Here is an 18,798-nt window from a genome sequence, read left to right on the forward strand (position 1 = left end):
ACCCTATCGAATAAGGCCTGATCGGCGACCGGCAATTACACTGCCAAGATCATGTGGTGTCCGAGTGCAACGCTTTCGATGTGGGCCAACGCCTGGCTTGCCGGCGCGGCCGCGCCTGACGACGTCCTCGACGCGTTATCCCAGTGGGCACCAATGCATTCTGTGACCGCCTACGACTCGCAGGCAGCGGTCCGTACCGGGCTGCCCTGGCCGGAGTTGGAGGACTCCGGTTCGGTGTCGCTGCTGCAGACGCTGCGCACCGCCGTCGGCAGATCCGGCACCAGGCCCTCGATCAGGGTGGCCTTGCCGGTTCCCGGCGACGTCCGCGGATTGCCCGCGGGCTCGCAGTTCCAGCGGGATGCGCTGACCGTCGGTGAAGCGGTACTGGTGACCCACGACGAGTTGGACGGCGTCGGGCTGGTGCCGGAGTTCGAGTACTTCGAATTCGACGACGTGGAAACCGATTCCACGTTCGAACCCGAGCCGCGGGCGCTGTCGTGGACCGTGTACTCCTTGCCCGTGTTGCCGCCGCCGCAGCACTACGACCTCGGTGAAGCCGAGTACGAATTGCGGTCGGCGGTGCGCTCGGCCGCCGACACGCTGGTCACGTTGCGGGCCGGCGTCGGGGTCGAGGTCGACGACCCACGCGGCATGGTGGAGGACATCCTCGCAGCCGGCCGGATACACACCATCCCCGATCATGCCCCCACCCGTGCGGTACGGGTGCTGGAGAACGCCGCCCATGTGGAAGCGATCATCACGGTGAGCTCAGGGCTCATGCCGATCGGTCTGCAGAGTTCCTCTGAGGTACAGATCGCGGGCGATGCCATGCGGCCCCTGGACCGGGTGGTGCGCTCGGCACGGTTGGCCGCACTCGAGGCCATCCTGCAATCCGCTTGGCGGGACTAGCTTTTCACCCGACCGGCGCTATGACGGAGTGCCGCAGCAGTTCGGTGAGCACGGCTCACCGTTGACGCTGAATCCGTAGCCGGCGACCGGGTCCGGGCCGGTCACCCGCAACGGTGCCGCGCCGGTGCGCAGCTCCTCGATCAGACCTGCGGCCAGCCGGGCGAAACGCGGGTCGGCGTTGGGCGTGCCGGCGCGCGCGAACGCGATGCCGGCTTCTTCGGCCTGCAACCGCAGCTCGTAATCGAGATCCCACACCACCTCGATGTGGTCGGCGACGAACCCGATCGGACACACGATGACCGCCCGGGTTCCCTTCTCCCCCAATGCGGTCAGGTGATCGGCGACGTCGGGTTCCAGCCACGGGATCTGGGGCGGGCCCGACCGCGACTGCCACACCTGGTCGAAGTCCCGATAGCCCGCCGCCGCGGCCACCAGCCGCGTCGCGTAGCCGACCTGACGGCTGTAGAGCCGGGGGCCGTGCCGCTCGTCGGCGGCAACCGGTACCGAGTGTGCGGTGAACACCAACCGGGCCTCGTCACGCAGATCGGCAGGCAGGGTCGCGGCGGCCGCCGCGATCGCGTCGGCGAACATCTCCACCAACAGCGGGTGATCGAAGTACTGCCGCAGTTTGACCAGCTCCGGCGCGTCGTCGCCCGCCGCGGCCCGCGCCCTGGCGATGTCCTCGACGTACTGGGTACAGCTGGAGTACCCGCCCCACGCCGACGTGGTGAACACCGCCGCCCGCCGAATCCCGTTGTCCCGCATCGCCGCGACGGTGTCCTCTACGTACGGTTCCCAGTTCCGGTTACCGAAGTAGACCGGGAGATCGGGCAGCTGTATCCGCAACTGCTCGATCAGCGCCCGGTTGATCCCGTTGATCGGCGACACCCCACCGAAATGCAGGTAGTGCTCGGCGACATCGGCCAACCGCTCGGCAGGGATGCCGCGGCCACGGGTCACGTTCTCCAGGAACGGCATCACCTGATCCGGAGCTTCCGGCCCTCCGAAGGACAGCAGCAGGACGGCGTCGAAATCGAAGGTGTCGGTCAACGAGCCTCCAAGTCAGATCAGAGCAGCTGGGTGCTGGCGCCGCCGTCGGCGTAGATGATGGTGCCGGTGGTGGCGGGCAGCCAGTCGGAAAGCAGCGCGCACACGGTCTTGGCGACCGGCGTCGGATCCTTCATGTTCCAGCCGATCGGCGCGCGCTGATCCCAGCCCTCTTCGAGGAGCTGCATCTGCTTGCCTGCCTCGTCGCCCAGGGCGCCGCCGACGATCGCGCTCATGGCCAGGGTCCGGATCGGGCCCGCCGCAACGAGGTTCGACCGCACACCGAACTTGCCTGCCTCACGCGCGACGAACCGGTTGACCGATTCGAGGGCGCTCTTGGCCACCGTCATCCAGTTGTAGGCCGGCATCGCGCGGGTCGGGTCGAAGTCCATGCCGACGATCCCGCCGCCTTCGTTCATCACCGGCAGCAGGGCCTTGGCCAGCGAGGCGTACGAGTAGGCCGAGATGTGGATGCCCTTGGCGACGTCCTCGTAGGGAGCATCGAAGAACGGGTTGACACCCATACCGCTCTGCGGCATGAAGCCGATCGAGTGCACCACGCCGTCGAGCTTGTTGCCCGCACCGATGGCCTCGGTGACCCGGTCGGCCAGGCCGGCCAGGTGCTCCTCGTTCTGCACGTCGAGCTCCAACAAGGGAGCCGGCTTGGGCAGCCGGTCGGCGATGCGCTGGATCAGCTTCATCCGGTCGAACCCGGTGAGCACCAGCTCGGCGCCGGCTTCCTGGGCCACCTTGGCGATGTGGAACGCGATCGAGCTGTCCGTGATGATCCCGGTGACGAGGATGCGCTTGCCTTCGAGCAAACCTGCCATTGTCCTGACTCCTACTTTGGTGAAGAGTTATGCGAAAGTTGTTGTGATCCAGCGCTTTTGGATCAGTGTCCCATGCCCATGCCGCCGTCGACCGGGATCACCGCGCCGGCGATGTAGCTGGCGTCCTCGGAAGCCAGGAAGCTCACCGCACCGGCGACCTCCTCCGCGGTGCCGACGCGCTTGGCCGGAATGAAGTCCAGGGCACCGGCCTGAATCCGCTCGTCCAGGGCACGGGTCATCTCCGTGTCGATGTAGCCGGGTGCCACCACGTTCGCGGTGACGCCGGCCTTGGACAGTTCCCGGGAGATCGAGCGGGCCATGCCGATCAGACCGGCCTTGGCGGCCGCGTAGTTGGCCTGGTTGCCGATGCCCCACATGCCCGAGACCGAACCGATGAAGATGATCCGGCCGAAACGCTTGCGCTGCATGCTGCGCGAGGCCCGCTGCGCCACCCGGAACGCCCCGGTGAGGTTCGCGTTGATGACGTTCTCGAACCGCTCCTCGGTCATCCGCATCAGGAACGCGTCCTGGGAGATACCGGCGTTGGACACCAGCACCTCGACCGGACCCTGGTGCTCCTCGACCTCTTTGAACGCCCGGTCGACGGCCTCGTTGTCGGTGACGTCGCACACGACGCCGAACAGGCCGTCGGGTGCGCCCGATCCGCGGTGCGTGACGGCCACCTTGTGTCCGTCGGCGGCCAGTCGTTGCGCGATCGCCAGGCCGATGCCCCGGTTACCTCCGGTGACCAGTACGGAACGGGGAACGAATGCGGGACGACCGGTGGCTGTTTCAGTGGCGGCACTGTCACTCATGCCCGCCAACTTATCTCCTCACCAGCATGGTCTGAAAATCGCATCGGCCCCTAACCGGGCAGTCTGCGGTTGATCAGCAGGGCCGCCACCCCGGCCACGGCCAGCACCAACGCGCCGAGCCGCAGCCAGCCGAGGCTGGCGTCGCCCTTGATGGTCTCGTAGCCGATCTGCTGCTGCAGCGAGGTGAACACCTGCTTGAGCTGCTCCAGGCTGGACGCGGTGAAGGCGTCGCCGCCGGACAGCTTGGCAATCTTGCCGAGCATCTCGTCGTCGACCGGCACCGGCTGGCGCTGATCGTTGATCTCGACATAGCCGTACGGCGTGCCGAAGGACACCGTCGAGATCGGCACTCCCTGGTCCTTGGCGGTACGCGCCGCGGTGTACGCCCCCTTGGGGTTGTCCGGGTTGGACGGCACGGTCTCCTTGCCGTCGGACATCAGCACGATGCGCGCGGGCGGCTTCTCGTCACCGCCGCCGATCACCGCACCGACGGTGGCGATCGCCTGCAGCGCCGTGAAGATGCCCTCGCCGGTGGCGGTCCGGTCGGCCAACTGCAGCTTGTCCAGGCCGTTCTTGGTGGCCTCACGGTTGGTGGTCGGCTGCACCAGCACCGTCGCGGTGCCGGCGTAAGCGATCAGGCCGAGGTTGATCCCCGGAGTGAGCTGATCGGCGAACTGCTTGGCGGCTTCCTGCGCGGCGGCCAGCCGGCTGGGGGCCACGTCAGTGGCGCGCATCGACTGCGACACGTCGATCACCAGCATCACCACCGCGCGGTTGCGCGGAATCCGCACATCGTGGGTGGGGCCGGCCATCGCCACCGTCAGCAACACCAGCGAGACGGCCAGCAGCGCCGCTGGCAGATGGCGCCAGCGGGTGGGCTGTTTGGGGGCCACGCTTTCGAGCAGCTCCATGTTGGCGAACCGCAGGATCCGCTGCTTACGCGCGCGCTGAACGAAGACGTAATACGCGATCAGGCCCAGGACCACGAACAGGAAAAGGAACCACCACGCGTGCGCGAAGCCCGTCAGGCTCATCGGACCGAGAATCGGTAATGTCATGTGCTAGAAGTCATTTCGGTTTGGTTGCTGATCGAGCTTCTTCTACCTGCCGGCCAGGGCGCCGCGCCGCCGAGTCGCCACAAACCGCACCACATCGGCGATCCAGTCGCGGTCGGTGCGCAGGCTCAGCAGCGGCGCGTCGCAACGCCGCAAGGTGCGGGCCACTTCCTCACGGTGGGCCGCGGCGGCCCGCTCGAAGTCACTGCGGAGTTGCTCGTCGATTGTGAACTCCCGGGTGACGCCGGTCTCGGTGTCCTGCAGCACCACGTCGCCGACGGCGGGCAGTTCGACGTCACGCGGATCGAGGATTTCGATGCCGAGGACCTCGTGGCGGCCGGCGATCGCCCGCAGCGGACGCATCCAGTTGATCGGCCCGAGGAAGTCACTGATGATCACCGCCATGCCGCGCCGGCGTTCGGGACGGCGCAGCGCATCGATGGCGGCCGCCAGGTCGCCCCGCACCCCGGTCGGGGCCTTGGGTGTGGTGGCGATCGCCCGCAGCAGCTCCTGCTCGTGCACCCGCCCGCTCAGCGCCGGAACGCGGCGCACGGTGTCACCGTTGGCGATGATCGCGCCGATCCGGTTCCCGCCCCCACTGTTCAGGAACGCGATCGCGGCGGCGGCCGCCACAGCGAGATCACGTTTCTCACAACCGGTGGTACCGAAGTCAAGACTGGCCGACATGTCGACGACCAGCCAGGTCTCCAGTTCGCGGTCGGCGATCATCTGCCGCACGTGGGGCGTCTGGGTGCGCGCCGTCACCGACCAGTCCATCCGGCGCACGTCGTCGCCGGGTTGGTAGATCCGCGAGTCCCCCGGCTCTGATCCCGGACCCGGGATCAGACCGAGGTGGTCGCCGTGCAGGACTCCGTCGAGCTTGCGCCGCACCGTCAGCTCAAGCTTGCGCAACGCCGCCGTCAACGCCGGGTCCCGAATCTCCCCGCGCTTCAGAGACGGCAGGTCGACGGTGCGTCGGGAAGTGGTCACCGACCACCCGCCGCGCCGGCCGCGGCAGGTACGGCGGGCGCAACCGAATGTCCTTGCTGCGGAAGCGCATTCACCTGAGGCAGGGCGACGGTCTGCAGGATCCGGTTGACCACCGTCTCCGCGGAGACCTCGTCGGCCAGCGCGTCGTAGGTCAGCACCAGACGGTGCCGCAACACATCCGGGATCACCTCGACGACGTCCTGAGGGATGACGTAGTCACGGCCCCGCACCAAGGCCAGCGCGCGGGCCGCCGAGATGATGCCGAGCGAGGCACGCGGTGAGGCGCCGTAGGCGATCCACGCCTTGGCGTCGGGCATGCCGAACTTCTCGGGCTCGCGGGTCGCGGTGACGATCCGCACCACGTAATCGACCAGCGCGTGGTGGACGAAGGTGTTTGCCGCGAGTTCCTGCAGGCGCAGCAGGTCGCCGGTGTTCAGGATCTGCTTGGGCTCCGGGGGCTTGACACCCATCCGGTAGATGATCTCGCGCTCTTCCTCGGGCGTCGGGTAGTCGACGTTGAGCTTGAACAGGAAGCGGTCGCGCTGCGCCTCGGGAAGCGCGTAGACGCCTTCCTGCTCGATCGGGTTCTGGGTCGCCATCACCAGGAACGGGCTGGGCAGCGGGAACGTCTTGCCGCCGATGGAGATCTTGCGCTCGGCCATCACCTCGAGGAGGGCGGACTGCACCTTGGCCGGCGCGCGGTTGATCTCGTCGGCGAGCAGGAAGTTGACCACGACCGGACCGAGCTCGATGTCGAAGTCTTCCTTGCCCTGCCGGTAGATGCGGGTACCGATGATGTCGGTGGGCACCAGGTCAGGGGTGAACTGGATGCGGGCGAAGGTGCCGCCGACGACCTTCGCGAACGTCTCGACGGCCAGGGTCTTGGCCACCCCGGGGACGCCTTCGAGCAGCACATGGCCCTTGGCGAGAAGACCGACGAGCATCCGCTCGACGAGCTGGTCCTGGCCGACGATGATCCGCTTGACCTCGAAGATGGCGCGTTCCAGGGTGTGTACCTCAGCCTGCAGACTGCCGTTGGTCGCTGCTTGCGGCGCTGCCGGCGCGGCATGGGAGCCGGTCGATCCGGGCGGGAAGCCCGGCGCCGGGCTCGAGCCGGGATAACCTCCGGCGCCCTGCGGCGGTCCACTCGGTGACGTCATCAACTTCCTCCCACGGTATTCGACTACAAACGCTGGTCTTGCTTTTTGCTCTAGCGGGCAATCGGGTGCCCGCCGTCAACTATTCCAGGCACTTCGAGATCCGTCGACGCTGCCCGGAAGACTTCAGGTTCCCCTCAGGATTCGATGATGCGGGCCGCATAGGGCTGGATGCCCGCGGTCCGAACCGGGCTCACAGTCACTTTCTCCGCACTGCCCGACGCTTCCAGCATCTTGCCGCCACCGAGGTACATCGCCACGTGCTGGCTGCCGCCGGGGCCCCAGAACAGGAGGTCGCCGCGCTTTGCCTGGGCCACCGGCACCTTGCGGCCGGTGTTGTACTGGTCCCCGGAGTACTTCGGGATCTGCACCCCCACGCCGGCGAACGCGTACCGGGTGAAGCCCGAGCAGTCGTAGCCGACCTTGCCTGCGTCGTAGTCCACACCGGGGCCGGGGCCGGTGAGCGTGCCGCCGCCCCACGAGTAGGGCACCCCCATCTGAGTGCCGCCGCGCCGGATCACGTATTCGATGGCCTGCGGGCCGCGGACCCGACCGCCGGGGAATGACGAGGCCGCCTGTTTCGGTGCGAGCCCGATGGTCTGCAGGAACTGCTGGCCGAGATTCTGTGTGGTCTGCAGCGCGATCTGGCTGACCTGGAACGAGGCGTTGGCGATGGCCACCGGGTCGCCGGGAGCTCCGGAGCTGACGATCTTCGGGAGAGTGGGATCCCACTGCCCGTCGTCAGGTGCGGCACTGGCCGGCGCCACCAGTCCGATCGCCGCGAACGCAGTTGCGGCGATCAGGATCAGAGACCGTAAGACGAAGGAGCGCAATGTTTTCCCATCAGTATTCGATGTAGCGGACGACGTACGGGGTCATGCCGCTGGTCCGGACCGGCGAGATCTTGACCTGCGACCCCGTGTAGGGCGCTTCGAGCATCTGGCCATTGCCGAGGTAGAGCGTCACGTGCTGGCTGCCGCCGGGCCCGTAGAAGATCACGTCGCCGCGCCGCATCTGCGAGGACGGAATCTTGCGACCGGCGTTGTACTGGGAACCCGAGTAGTGCGGCAGCTTGATGCCGACCCCGGCGAAGGCGTAGAGAATCAGGCCCGAACAGTCGAAGCCGACCGTGTTGGCCCCCGAGTCGATACCGCGGCTGGGACCGGCGGCGTTGCCTCCGCCCCAGGAGTAGGGAACGCCCATCTGGGAGCCGGCTCGCTGAATGACGTACTCAGACGCCTGCCGCCCGTACACCCGCGGGATGGCCCCGTTGGTGTAGCCGGTCGGAGTGGGCAGGATCCCCATCTTCTGCAGGAATTGCCTGCCCATGTTCTGGGTGACCTGGGCCGAGGTCGACGAGATCCCCAGCACGGTGTTGATGATCGCGATCGGGTCACCGCTGACGAACGCACTGGGAATCGCCGGCAGGGTCGGGTCCCACTCGCCGTCCCACTTCTGTCCCGCCTGAGCCGGTGCGCCCGGCGCCCGGTCCCAGTCTCCGGCCGCGACCTGCGGCGCGGCCCCCTGTGCCGGGGCGGCCGGGGCGCTCGTCGCCGAGGCCTTGTTGACCTGAGCGAGCTGCGATGCGGCCGTTGCGCGTTCGGCGGTCAACCGGTTCAGCTCACCCTGCTGTGCGCTGAATGTCTGCTGCGCCTGTTGCAGCGCCGCGACCGCGCTGTCCTGACTGGTCTGGGCATTGGCCGCGGCCTGGTCGGCCTTCTGCTTGGCCAGCCGGGCCGCCGATTCCCGGTTGACCTGTTCGGTGCGGGCGCGCTGCAAGTCGGCGATCACCTTGTCGGTGCTCGCGACCAGGGTCTGGCCGGTCGCCGCGGTGCTGACGATGTCGGCGGGGTCGGACGCGGTCAGATACGAGCTCGACGGCCCGTTGACATAGGTGGCGGCCGCGAAGGTGTCGAACCGTTTCTGCGCTTCGGCTATGGCGCGATTGGAATCCGCGATACCAAGCTGGCTGGCATCGAGCTCCTGCTGCGCAGCAGCGGCCGAATCACGGGCGTCCTGCACGTCGACGATCGCCTTGTTGACGGCCTCTTGTTGGGTCTGGATGGCAGCACCCAGCTCCTGCAGCTTCTGGTCGGCGTTGGCGACCGCGGCGACGAGAGAGGCGACCTGATCCGGCGCACCGGGATCCGCCGCGGCCGGAGCACCGCCTGACAATGCCGTACCCGCCAGCATCGCCGCGATCAGCGGCACCGCCCAGAACCGGCCGGGCAGACGCGACGCCGTAACCCGATCTGCTCCTCGCATGCGCGGGACGCCAACGGTGCGTCTCATTCGACTCAAGTCTCCTATGGCTCAACGTCGGCGTGCCGGCGTTTGCTCGGGGCCTTTGCGCAGAAGTCACATCAAGCACAACTGCAACAATGGGTACCGATTGCACCGTACGTCACATCTGAAGCCAAAGAAACTTTAGTCACGAATTACAGGATTGTAATTGCGAATAGTGTGACCTATTAGTGATATTGGGCGTTATTCCGAACGAATGTTCGACGGGATTTTCAGCCCTCTGCCGAGGGGGCGCTCGAGGCCCCTGACCCGGCAAATCGTTTGCTGCGCACCTGCAGAACGCGGGTCAACGCAGCCGCCGCGGCGACGCCGAGCGTCAGCACGATAGTGAGCGCAGTCCAGGGAAAGTCCGGGGTCGAAATCTCGCCCACGAAATTCTTCGCCGACAACGCCGCATTCCCGGTCTTGGCCACGTCCTGTCCGGCTTCCAAAGTCACCCGGTCGATTGTCGGGCTGTACGTGCCGGCAAACGACGGGCTCAGCGCGAGCACCGTCGCGCCGGGATTGGCAGCCCCGACCTCACTGGCGATGTCACGCAGCGGTGTGTCGATACCCGGATTATTCGGCAGGACCACGATCTTGAGGTCGACCCCGCCCTGGCGGGCATCACTGACGACCTGACGCAGGGCATCGACATCGGCGGCGGGGGCACTGACCCCGTCATCGCGGACGTCGGCCTGCACGGCCGCCATGCACTTGGCCACTCCCTCGGGTTGCGCCGGATCCATTCCGACGGTCTCGCACACCTCGACCGGGATATAGGCCGGCAGGAACGGGATGACATGGGGTCCGGTCACGTCAGGCACGGTACGCCGACGCTGTCCGCGGTTGCCAAGCGACACGGGAATCGTCACCGCATCGAGGACCGATCGTCACGCCGGAGAGACGGATCAGCCCATCGGGGTAGCAACGCGCACGCGACAAGGGAAGACTGGACCCCGCCCCGCAGGGCATTGCAGGACAAGCGTACTGTTAGGATCAGCAGCGCCGCCGACACAGCCCGTCGCGGTGAGATCTAGCCGGGAGTTGATGTGAGCAGCGAGAATACGGAAAATTCGTCCCTTAACTCATTTGGTGCCCGCGACACACTGACTGTCGGGGACCAGAGCTACGAGATCTACCGCCTCGACGCGGTGCCCGGCACCGAGAAGCTGCCGTACAGCCTCAAGGTTCTCGCGGAGAACCTCCTGCGCACCGAGGACGGCGCGAACATCACCAAGGACCACATCCAGGCCATCGCCAACTGGGATCCCTCGGCCGAGCCGAGCATCGAGATCCAGTTCACCCCGGCCCGCGTGCTGATGCAGGACTTCACCGGTGTGCCGTGCATCGTCGACCTGGCCACCATGCGCGAGGCCGTGGCCGCCCTCGGCGGCGACCCGAACAAGGTCAACCCGCTCTCCCCCGCCGAGATGGTCATCGACCACTCCGTCATCCTCGACGTATTCGGCAACGCCGGCGCCTTCGAGCGCAACGTCGAACTCGAATACGAGCGCAACTCCGAGCGCTACCAGTTCCTGCGCTGGGGCCAGGGTGCGTTCGACGACTTCAAGGTCGTCCCCCCGGGCACCGGCATCGTGCACCAGGTCAACATCGAGTACCTGGCCCGCGTCGTCATGGTCCGCGACGGCAAGGCTTACCCGGACACCTGTGTGGGCACCGACAGCCACACCACCATGGAGAACGGCCTCGGCGTGCTGGGCTGGGGCGTCGGCGGTATCGAGGCCGAGGCCGCCATGCTGGGCCAGCCCGTCTCGATGCTCATCCCCCGCGTCGTCGGCTTCAAGCTGACCGGTGAGATCAAGCCCGGTGTCACCGCCACCGACGTCGTGCTCACGGTCACCGACATGCTGCGCAAGCACGGCGTGGTCGGCAAGTTCGTCGAGTTCTACGGCAAGGGCGTGGCCGAGGTGCCGCTGGCCAACCGCGCCACCCTGGGCAACATGAGCCCCGAATTCGGTTCCACCGCAGCGATCTTCCCGATCGACGAAGAGACCATCAACTACCTGCGGCTGACCGGGCGCAGCGAGCAGCAGCTGGCGCTCGTCGAGGCCTACGCCAAGACCCAGGGCATGTGGCACAACGCCGACCACGAGCCGGCCTTCTCCGAGTACCTCGAGCTCGACCTGTCCACCGTGGTGCCCTCGATCTCGGGCCCCAAGCGCCCGCAGGACCGCATCGAGCTGTCGGACGCCAAGAACGCGTTCCGCAAGGACATCCACAACTACGTCGAGGAGAACCTCCCGACGCCGCACACCCAGCTCGACGAGGCGGTCGAGGAGTCGTTCCCGGCTTCCGACCCCGCGAAGCTGTCGTTCGCCGACGACGGTGCCGTCGACGTGCGTCCGTCGGCCGCCAACGGTGCCGAGGGCCGGCCATCGAAGCCCATCACCGTGACGTCCGAGGAGCGCGGTGAATTCGTGCTCGATCACGGCGCGGTCGTCGTCGCAGGCATCACCTCGTGCACCAACACGTCGAACCCCTCGGTCATGCTGGGTGCCGCCCTGCTGGCCAAGAAGGCCGTGGAGAAGGGCCTGACCACCAAGCCGTGGGTCAAGACCAACATGGCGCCGGGCTCGCAGGTCGTCACCGACTACTACAACAAGGCCGGCCTGTGGCCCTACCTGGAGAAGCTCGGGTACTACCTGGGCGGCTACGGCTGCACCACGTGCATCGGCAACACCGGTCCGCTGCCCGACGAGATCTCCAAGGCCATCAACGACAACGACCTCTCGGTCACCGCGGTGCTCTCGGGTAACCGCAACTTCGAGGGCCGGATCTCCCCCGACGTCAAGATGAACTACCTGGCCTCCCCGCCGTTGGTCATCGCCTACGGCATCGCGGGCACCATGGACTTCGACTTCGAGACCGACCCGCTCGGCCAGGACGGCGAGGGCAACGATGTCTTCCTGAAGGACATCTGGCCCTCGGCCGCCGAGATCGAGGAGACCATCGCATCCTCGATCAACCGCGACATGTTCACCGACTCGTACGCCGACGTGTTCAAGGGCGACGACCGCTGGCGTTCGCTGTCCACGCCGGAGGGCAACACCTTCGAGTGGGACGAAGCCTCCACCTATGTCCGCAAGGCCCCCTACTTCGACGGCATGCCCGCCGAGCCGGAGCCGGTCTCCGACATCACGGGTGCCAGAGTGCTTGCCCTGCTGGGTGATTCGGTGACCACCGACCACATCAGCCCCGCCGGCTCGATCAAGCCGGGCACGCCTGCCGCGCAGTACCTCGACGCCAACGGCGTTGAGCGCAAGGACTACAACTCGCTGGGGTCGCGACGTGGCAACCACGAGGTGATGATCCGCGGCACCTTCGCCAACATCCGGCTGCGCAACCAGCTGCTCGACGACGTCTCCGGCGGCTACACGCGTGACTTCACCCAGCCGGGCGGCCCGCAGGCCTTCATCTACGACGCGTCGGTCAACTACAAGGAAGCCGGCATCCCGCTGGTCGTCCTGGGCGGCAAGGAATATGGCTCCGGCAGCTCGCGTGACTGGGCCGCCAAGGGCACGGTGCTGCTGGGCGTGAAGGCCGTCATCACCGAGTCCTTCGAGCGCATCCACCGGTCGAACCTGATCGGCATGGGCGTCATCCCGCTGCAGTTCCCGGCAGGTGAGTCGGCCGCGAGCCTCAAGCTCGACGGCACCGAGACCTACGACATCACCGGTATCGAAGCGCTCAACGAGGGCAAGACGCCGAAGACCGTTCACGTGACGGCCACGAAGGAAGATGGCAGCAAGGTGGAGTTCGACGCGGTCGTGCGCATCGACACCCCCGGCGAGGCCGACTACTACCGCAACGGCGGCATCCTGCAGTACGTGCTGCGCAACATGCTGAAGTCGAAGTAATCCTGTCCGGACTGACCGAAGCAGTTAAGGGACAGCGCCAACCGGCGCGTGCGCGAGGAGTGGTCTGAATGCCCCGGGTGACGGACGACCACCTCGCGGCCCGGCGCCGTCAGATTCTCGACGGCGCCCGGCGCTGCTTCGGTCAGTACGGGTATGAAAGCGCGACCGTGCGACGGCTCGAAGAAACCATCGGGCTGTCGCGCGGCGCAATCTTTCACCACTTCAAGGACAAGGACACCTTGTTCTTCGAGCTGGCCCGCGAGGACGCCGAGCGGATGGCCGAAGTGGCCGCCCGCGAAGGTCTCATCCAGGTGATGCGAAACATGTTGGCAGCACCCGAACAGTTCGACTGGCTGGCGACCCGGCTCGAAATCGCCCGAAAATTGCGCAACGACCCGGCCTTTCACCGAGGCTGGGCCGAACGATCGGCCGAACTGGACGCCGCGATCACCGAACGTCTACGCCGCCAGAAGCAGGCGGGCCGGCTACGCGACGATGTGCCGAGCGCGGTCCTGCACATCTATCTGGATCTCGTCCTCGACGGTCTGGTGGCCCGCATCGCCTCCGGCGAGGACCCGAAAAACCTCACCGCGGTGCTGGACCTGGTCGAGGACAGCGTGCGTCAGCAGGCGTCGGCAGACGGCTGAATCCGGCTACCGCACAGCGGTTGTGCTCGTCACGCCCGCGACCGGGTGCGGTGATTGGGGCCGCCGCGGCTGCGCATAGTCGTGCCCGACTCCCGCAACAGACTGTGGATCGAGCCGTACGAACGGCCGGTCTTGGCCACAAGCGATCGGATACTGGCACCCCCCTCGTACTCCTTGCGTAGTTCGTCCAGCAGTTCGCCACGGTTCTTGTTCATATCCCTCATCGACATCTCCCCGCTTGTGATGTCCCGACGGATACCCACAGTAGAAACGACCCACACACCGAGGGGTCGATTTGTCCAACGTCTTAAATTGACGTTGTCGAAGATGCTACGGTTCTTGAGAATTCGCTGTCAGGCGAGCTCGATGAGGTCCCGGTACTCGGTCGACCAGAAGTCCTCCGTGCCGTCCGGCAGCAGCACGACCCGCTGCGGATCGAGGGCCTCGGCCGCGCCCGGATCGTGAGTCACCAACACCACAGCGCCCTGGTAGCTGCGCAGCGCGTCGAGCACCTGCTCTCGCGACGCCGGATCGAGGTTGTTGGTCGGCTCGTCGAGCAACAACACGTTGGCCGTCGACGCGACCAGACCGGCCAACGCCAGGCGCGTCTTCTCACCGCCGGACAGCGTGCCCGCGGGCTGCTCCAACTGCGGCCCGGTGAACATGAAGGCGCCCAACAATCCTCGAAGATCCTGCTCCCCGGTGTCGGGTGCGGCGTGGCGGATGTTCTCCCAGACCGTCGCATCGTTGTCGAGGGTGTCGTGCTCCTGGGCGAAATACCCGATCTTGCAGCCATGTCCGGGTTCGAGGACGCCGGCGTCGGCGGTCTCCACTCCGGCGAGCAGTCGCAGCAGGGTGGTCTTGCCCGCGCCGTTGAGTCCGAGTACCACCACCCGCGAACCGCGGTCGATGGCGAGGTCGACGCCCGTGAAGATCTCCAGTGACCCATAGGTCTTGGTGAGCCCTTTGGCCACCAACGGCGTCTTGCCGCACGGCGCCGGCGTGGGGAACTTGATCCGCGCCACCTTGTCGGCGACCCGCTCGGCATCGAGCTCGGCGATCATCCGCTCGGCACGGCGCAACATATTCTGGGCGGCAACGGCTTTGGTGGCCTTGGCGCCCATCTTGGCGGCCTGGGCGCGCAGGGCACCTGCCTTCTTCTCGGCATTGGCGCGTTCGCGGCGGCGCCGCTGTTCGTCCGTGGCGCGCGCGTCGAGGTACTTCTTCCACCCCATGTTGTAGACATCGGCCTCACCGCGGACCGCGTCGAGGAACCACACGCGGTTCACGACCTCGTCGAGCAGATCGACGTCGTGACTGATGACGACGAGGCCGCCGGTGTGGTTGTGCAGGAAGTCCCGGAGCCAGCCGATCGAGTCCGCGTCGAGGTGGTTGGTCGGCTCGTCGAGCAGCAGCGTGGTGTCCGAACCGGATCCCGTCTCGGACGCCGCGAACAGGATACGAGCCAGCTCCACCCGGCGACGCTGACCACCCGACAGGGTGCGCAGCGGCTGGGTCAACACGCGGTCGGGCAGCCCGAGGCTCGCACAGATGCGTCCGGCCTCGCTCTCGGCGGCATATCCGCCGAGAGCCGAGAACCGCTCCTCCAGCTGTCCGTAGCGGCGCACGGCCTTGTCGCGGGCGGCATCATCGGCCACCTCTGCCATCAGGGCCTGCTGCTTCTCCAGGTCGGCGAGCAGCGTGTCCAGGCCACGTGCCGACAGCACCCGGTCACGGGCCAGCACATCGAGATTGCCTTCCCGAGGATCCTGGGGAAGGTAGCCGATCTCACCCGTCCGCGTGATGGTTCCCGCGTAGGGCTCGCCTTCGCCCGCCAGGATGCGCATGGTGGTGGTCTTGCCTGCGCCGTTGCGTCCGACGAGACCGATCCGGTCGCCCGGCTGCACCCGCAGCGCAGAGCCATCGATGGACAGCAGCGTGCGCGCGCCGGCGCGGACCTCCAGGTCCGTTGCGGTGATCACGCTGCGGTCCTCCTAGTTTCTGGTCGTTACTTCTCGTCGGTAAACACCGGGGGGCGCTTCTCCGCGCGCGCGGCAACCGCTTCCTCGAAGTTTGCGGTGAGCAGGCGCACGAAGAGTTGTCCCAGGCCCTCGGCCTGCATGTGCCCCTCCAGGCTAGCGGCGTCCAGTCCACTCCAAAGTGTGCGCTTGGTCAACTCGATACCGGGCCGGGAGAACGCCGCCATCCGGTCCGCCATCGAATAGCAGGTGTCCAGGAGCGCCTCGGCCGCCACCACGCTGGACACCAGACCGATGCGTTCGGCCTCCTGTGCGTCGATATCGCGGCCGGTCAACATGATCTCGAACGCCCGTGACGACCCGATCGCCCGCGGCAGCAGGTAGGACAGCCCCAGCTCACTGGCGGTAAGGCCGTTGTTGATCCCCGCGGCGCGGAAATACGCTCCCTCGGCGGCGACCCGGACGTCACAGGCCAGGGCCAGGCACAGGCCGCCTCCGATGGCTGCGCCGTTCACCGCGGCGATCACGGGCTGATGCAGCCGCCGTAGGGCGAGAATCACATCGTCGAGGATCTCCATCGACCGCAGCGCGTACGTCGGCCTGGTCAGCCCGGCGACGTGCGGCACCGACCCGGCCGACTTGTGGTCGGCCCCGGACGAGAAGCCTCGGCCTGCCCCGGTCAGCACCACGACGCGCACGCTGTTGTCGTAGCGCAACTCCTCCAGTACGGCTTTCAGCGGGACCATGACGTCGAACGCCATCGAGTTCATCCGCTCGGGGCGGTTCAGGGTCACCAGGGCGACGTCCGGTCGTGGACGATCGACCAGGACGAATTCGTTCTGCGCAGTCACGGACAGCACGCTATCGCGTGCCGGGCGTCAGACCTGTTCGGCGTCGCCCGCAGCGGCCTGCTCTTTCATGGCCGCGTCGATGTCGAATTCCTTGATCTTCTGCACCAGGTCCTCCAGTGCCGCCGGCGGCAGCGCTCCGGCCTGGTTGAAGACCAATTTGCCCTTCTTGAACGCCATCAGGGTGGGGATCGACCGGATGTCGGCTGCCGCGGCGAGCCCCTGCTCGGCCTCGGTGTCCACCTTGCCGAAGACCACGTCGGGATGCTGCTCGGAGGCGGCCTTGAACGTCGGCGCAAATGCGCGGCACGGCCCACACCATGACGCCCAGAAATCCACCAGCACGATCTCGTTGCCGTTGACGATGTCATTGAACTGATCTGCGGTGATGTCTTGCGTACTCACACTTTTCCTAACGTCGGGGCTTGACGGCCTGTTCCCACCATATTTCAGTGCAGAGCCGCCAACGCGGTTTCGGCGTGGTATCCGGCGAACCCGCTCAGCGAATCGTCCCGCAGCCGATTCACCCAGCCCGGATCGGCCAACAGCGCACGACCAACCGCCACGATGTCGAATTCACCGGTCCGATACTGCTCAAGCAGCCGGTCCACCGGTGCGGGCGTGATGAGGTCCCCGTCGATCCGTCCCGGTCTGAACTCCGTGGCCAGGCCCACCGAACCGACGCTGATCACGGGCAGCCCGCTGAGCTTCTTTGTCCAGCCGGCCAGGCTCAGCGGCGATCCGTCGAACGCAGGGACATAGTGCCGCCGCGTCGAGGGGTGCAGCACGTCGACGCCCGCGTCGACCAGTGGTCCCAGCAGCGCCGCAAGCTCAGCCGGGGACGTTGCCAATTGCGCGTCATAGGCTTTCGCTTTCCATTGCGAGAACCGGAAGATGATCGGGAAATCGGAGCCGACGGCAGCACGCACCGCCGCGACCACCTCGGCGGGAAAGCGGGTCCGGGCGGCGACGGAGCCACCGTAGCCGTCCGTGCGTTGATTTGTTTTTTCCCAAAGGAATTCGTCCAGCAGGTAACCGTGCGCGCCGTGCAACTCGACGGCGTCGAAGCCGGCGGACTTGGCATTGCGCGCGGCTTCGGCGAAACCCGAAGCCACTCCGGCGAGTTCCTCGGTCTGCAGCGCTCGGCCTCTTGCCTTGCCCGCACTGTCGATCCCCGACGGGCTGACCGGAACCAGCCCGTCGGAGTCGTCGCGTTCGGCACCCTGGTGCCACAGCTGCGCGGCGATCACCGCGCCGTGCTCATGCACTGCGGCGGTCACCGCACGCCATCCGTCGAGCACCTGCTCACCGGACAGGGTGGGAATGCTGAACGGCCAGCCGGCCACCGGATCGGCCAGCCGGACCCCCTCGGTGATGATCAGTCCGACACCGCCCGCTGCCCGCCGCGCGTAATACGCCGCGACATCAGCCCCGGGGATACCGTCGGGAGACGCGCGCCTGGTCATCGGCGCCATCGCGAAACGGTTCGGGATCGTCACCGACCCGATGGTGAGTGGACTGAACAAGTCGCGGAGAGGTTGGCTCATGTGCAGGAGCAACACCCTCTGCGGCGCCCGGATTCCGATTTGATCAGTGCGAATCTTATGCCGGGTCAGGCTGACGAAGGCAGGTCGCGGCGCCGTCCCGACTCGAACCGCCAGAGTGCGGTGTGGAGCGCGGCGGGATCCCAGCCTGTGGAGTCCGATACGGCCCGCAGCGCCGCGGCAGGATCTGTGGCACCTCCCTCTCGCGCCACATAGCCGGCCACCGCCGCATCGACAGTGACCTCCGGCAGCTGCGCAAGGAGTACGAGATATGCCCAGGTGAAGCCGGACCGTTGGCCGGGCACCCCACACCAGGCCGCTCGGGCCGGGCCGCAACGCTCGCGGTCCCGGGCGACCGCCCGCAGGTCCGCGGTGGTCTCGATGCCCAACTCGACGAGGGCCTGGGTGGCCTGCACGAGCGCGGCCGCCCGCAGCGGCGCGTTCTTGACCGTCGACGTAGGACGACGGTTGCCGATCTCCGATGCCCACCTCTGGGCGCCGCCGAACTCATGGACGCTTGCCAGGAGTTCGACGGCACCGTCGGTATCGGGGTCACCCCCTTGGCCTGACCGGTGCCCGCGGTAACGCTCGATCACCTTCTCCACGGTCAGGTGCCGGGCTCCGGTCGCATAGATCGCATCAATGATGCACAGCGCCAACGACTTCGGATACCCGACCGGTTCCGGCCAACCTGCCGGGTCCCCCAGGTCGCGCTCACAGGCCGCGCGCAGTCGCTCGATTTCGGTGTTCATGACGGTGCCTTCCGGTTCAGCGAGACCCCTTTGGTCCCATTGCCCGGAAGCTAACGAGGAC

General features: G+C 66.9%; 18 protein-coding genes. 3 read left to right on the forward strand and 15 right to left on the reverse strand.

From position 1 onward, the window contains the following. The first annotated feature begins 51 nt into the window (after positions 1-51). Positions 52-909, forward strand: a complete 858-nt coding sequence (locus tag G6N57_RS22345; RefSeq protein ID WP_077739337.1) for an Rv1486c family protein — start codon at positions 52-54, stop codon at positions 907-909. A gap of 18 nt (positions 910-927) precedes the next feature. On the opposite strand, the gene G6N57_RS22350 is transcribed toward G6N57_RS22345, so the two are convergent. From G6N57_RS22350 to G6N57_RS22390, 9 genes are all read right to left on the reverse strand, one after another. Continuing rightward, complete coding sequence (locus G6N57_RS22350) at positions 928-1,887, reverse strand: ferrochelatase (protein ID WP_234815798.1); 960 nt, start codon at positions 1,885-1,887, stop codon at positions 928-930. Positions 1,888-1,976: 89 nt separating this feature from the next. After that, positions 1,977-2,786, reverse strand: a complete 810-nt coding sequence (gene inhA / locus G6N57_RS22355) for an NADH-dependent enoyl-ACP reductase InhA (RefSeq protein ID WP_036444355.1) — start codon at positions 2,784-2,786, stop codon at positions 1,977-1,979. A 62-nt stretch (positions 2,787-2,848) separates the two neighbouring features. Then, positions 2,849-3,601: a 3-oxoacyl-ACP reductase FabG1 gene (gene fabG1 / locus G6N57_RS22360; protein ID WP_077739335.1), complete on the reverse strand. Its 753-nt coding sequence runs from the start codon at positions 3,599-3,601 to the stop codon at positions 2,849-2,851. A 50-nt stretch (positions 3,602-3,651) separates the two neighbouring features. Next, positions 3,652-4,659, reverse strand: a complete 1,008-nt coding sequence (locus G6N57_RS22365; RefSeq protein WP_077739334.1) for a VWA domain-containing protein — start codon at positions 4,657-4,659, stop codon at positions 3,652-3,654. Positions 4,660-4,701: 42 nt separating this feature from the next. Next, complete coding sequence (locus G6N57_RS22370) at positions 4,702-5,646, reverse strand: DUF58 domain-containing protein (protein ID WP_065461278.1); 945 nt, start codon at positions 5,644-5,646, stop codon at positions 4,702-4,704. Further along, on the reverse strand, positions 5,643-6,806 hold the full coding sequence (gene moxR1 / locus G6N57_RS22375; RefSeq protein WP_077739333.1) for a chaperone MoxR1: 1,164 nt from the start codon (positions 6,804-6,806) through the stop codon (positions 5,643-5,645). The genes G6N57_RS22370 and moxR1 overlap by 4 nt, the downstream gene beginning before the upstream one ends. Before the next feature lie 134 nt (positions 6,807-6,940). After that, complete coding sequence (gene ripB / locus G6N57_RS22380; protein WP_077739332.1) at positions 6,941-7,636, reverse strand: NlpC/P60 family peptidoglycan endopeptidase RipB; 696 nt, start codon at positions 7,634-7,636, stop codon at positions 6,941-6,943. A 10-nt stretch (positions 7,637-7,646) separates the two neighbouring features. Next, entirely contained in the window at positions 7,647-9,068 is a 1,422-nt protein-coding gene (ripA, locus tag G6N57_RS22385; protein WP_077739331.1) for an NlpC/P60 family peptidoglycan endopeptidase RipA, read from the reverse strand. Positions 9,069-9,319: 251 nt separating this feature from the next. Continuing rightward, positions 9,320-9,904 (reverse strand): Rv1476 family membrane protein, encoded by a 585-nt coding sequence (locus tag G6N57_RS22390; protein ID WP_077739330.1) that lies wholly within the window; start codon positions 9,902-9,904, stop codon positions 9,320-9,322. A gap of 234 nt (positions 9,905-10,138) precedes the next feature. On the opposite strand from G6N57_RS22390, the gene G6N57_RS22395 reads away from it, so the two are divergent. Both G6N57_RS22395 and G6N57_RS22400 read left to right on the forward strand, forming a co-directional pair. After that, entirely contained in the window at positions 10,139-12,967 is a 2,829-nt protein-coding gene (locus tag G6N57_RS22395; protein ID WP_077739329.1) for an aconitate hydratase, read from the forward strand. A 68-nt stretch (positions 12,968-13,035) separates the two neighbouring features. Further along, positions 13,036-13,614 (forward strand): TetR/AcrR family transcriptional regulator, encoded by a 579-nt coding sequence (locus tag G6N57_RS22400; protein ID WP_077739328.1) that lies wholly within the window; start codon positions 13,036-13,038, stop codon positions 13,612-13,614. 29 nt (positions 13,615-13,643) lie between these two features. Here G6N57_RS22400 and G6N57_RS22405 read toward each other — a convergent pair whose 3' ends face one another. The 6 genes from G6N57_RS22405 to G6N57_RS22430 all read right to left on the reverse strand — a co-directional run bounded on the left by G6N57_RS22405 (position 13,644) and on the right by G6N57_RS22430 (position 18,737). Further along, positions 13,644-13,838 (reverse strand): helix-turn-helix domain-containing protein, encoded by a 195-nt coding sequence (locus G6N57_RS22405; protein WP_077741727.1) that lies wholly within the window; start codon positions 13,836-13,838, stop codon positions 13,644-13,646. Between the two features lie 129 nt (positions 13,839-13,967). After that, on the reverse strand, positions 13,968-15,596 hold the full coding sequence (locus G6N57_RS22410; protein ID WP_077739327.1) for an ABC-F family ATP-binding cassette domain-containing protein: 1,629 nt from the start codon (positions 15,594-15,596) through the stop codon (positions 13,968-13,970). Positions 15,597-15,622: 26 nt separating this feature from the next. Beyond that, on the reverse strand, positions 15,623-16,453 hold the full coding sequence (locus tag G6N57_RS22415; RefSeq protein ID WP_077739326.1) for an enoyl-CoA hydratase: 831 nt from the start codon (positions 16,451-16,453) through the stop codon (positions 15,623-15,625). A gap of 18 nt (positions 16,454-16,471) precedes the next feature. Then, on the reverse strand, positions 16,472-16,846 hold the full coding sequence (trxA, locus tag G6N57_RS22420; protein ID WP_077739325.1) for a thioredoxin: 375 nt from the start codon (positions 16,844-16,846) through the stop codon (positions 16,472-16,474). A 44-nt stretch (positions 16,847-16,890) separates the two neighbouring features. Beyond that, positions 16,891-17,988, reverse strand: coding sequence for an oxidoreductase (locus G6N57_RS22425; RefSeq protein ID WP_077739324.1), 1,098 nt, complete (start codon positions 17,986-17,988; stop codon positions 16,891-16,893). 65 nt (positions 17,989-18,053) lie between these two features. Next, positions 18,054-18,737 carry a DUF8548 family protein gene (locus G6N57_RS22430; RefSeq protein ID WP_077739323.1) on the reverse strand — a complete coding sequence of 228 codons (684 nt, stop codon included), beginning with the start codon at positions 18,735-18,737 and terminating at the stop codon, positions 18,054-18,056. Between the last annotated feature and the right edge of the window lie 61 nt (positions 18,738-18,798).

It is taken from the genome of Mycolicibacterium boenickei (assembly GCF_010731295.1).
GTDB classification, from domain to species: Bacteria; Actinomycetota; Actinomycetes; order Mycobacteriales; family Mycobacteriaceae; genus Mycobacterium; species Mycobacterium boenickei.

Coding starts and splice junctions, on each gene's coding strand:
- G6N57_RS22345 (WP_077739337.1), top strand. CDS start 52: ATGTGGTGTCCGAGTGCAACGCTTTCGATGTGGGCCAACGCCTGGCTT.
- G6N57_RS22350 (WP_234815798.1), bottom strand. CDS start 1,887: ATGCCGTTCCTGGAGAACGTGACCCGTGGCCGCGGCATCCCTGCCGAG.
- inhA (WP_036444355.1), bottom strand. CDS start 2,786: ATGGCAGGTTTGCTCGAAGGCAAGCGCATCCTCGTCACCGGGATCATC.
- fabG1 (WP_077739335.1), bottom strand. CDS start 3,601: ATGAGTGACAGTGCCGCCACTGAAACAGCCACCGGTCGTCCCGCATTC.
- G6N57_RS22365 (WP_077739334.1), bottom strand. CDS start 4,659: ATGACATTACCGATTCTCGGTCCGATGAGCCTGACGGGCTTCGCGCAC.
- moxR1 (WP_077739333.1), bottom strand. CDS start 6,806: ATGACGTCACCGAGTGGACCGCCGCAGGGCGCCGGAGGTTATCCCGGC.
- ripA (WP_077739331.1), bottom strand. CDS start 9,068: ATGCGAGGAGCAGATCGGGTTACGGCGTCGCGTCTGCCCGGCCGGTTC.
- G6N57_RS22400 (WP_077739328.1), top strand. CDS start 13,036: ATGCCCCGGGTGACGGACGACCACCTCGCGGCCCGGCGCCGTCAGATT.
- G6N57_RS22405 (WP_077741727.1), bottom strand. CDS start 13,838: ATGAGGGATATGAACAAGAACCGTGGCGAACTGCTGGACGAACTACGC.
- G6N57_RS22425 (WP_077739324.1), bottom strand. CDS start 17,988: ATGAGCCAACCTCTCCGCGACTTGTTCAGTCCACTCACCATCGGGTCG.
- G6N57_RS22430 (WP_077739323.1), bottom strand. CDS start 18,737: ATGAACACCGAAATCGAGCGACTGCGCGCGGCCTGTGAGCGCGACCTG.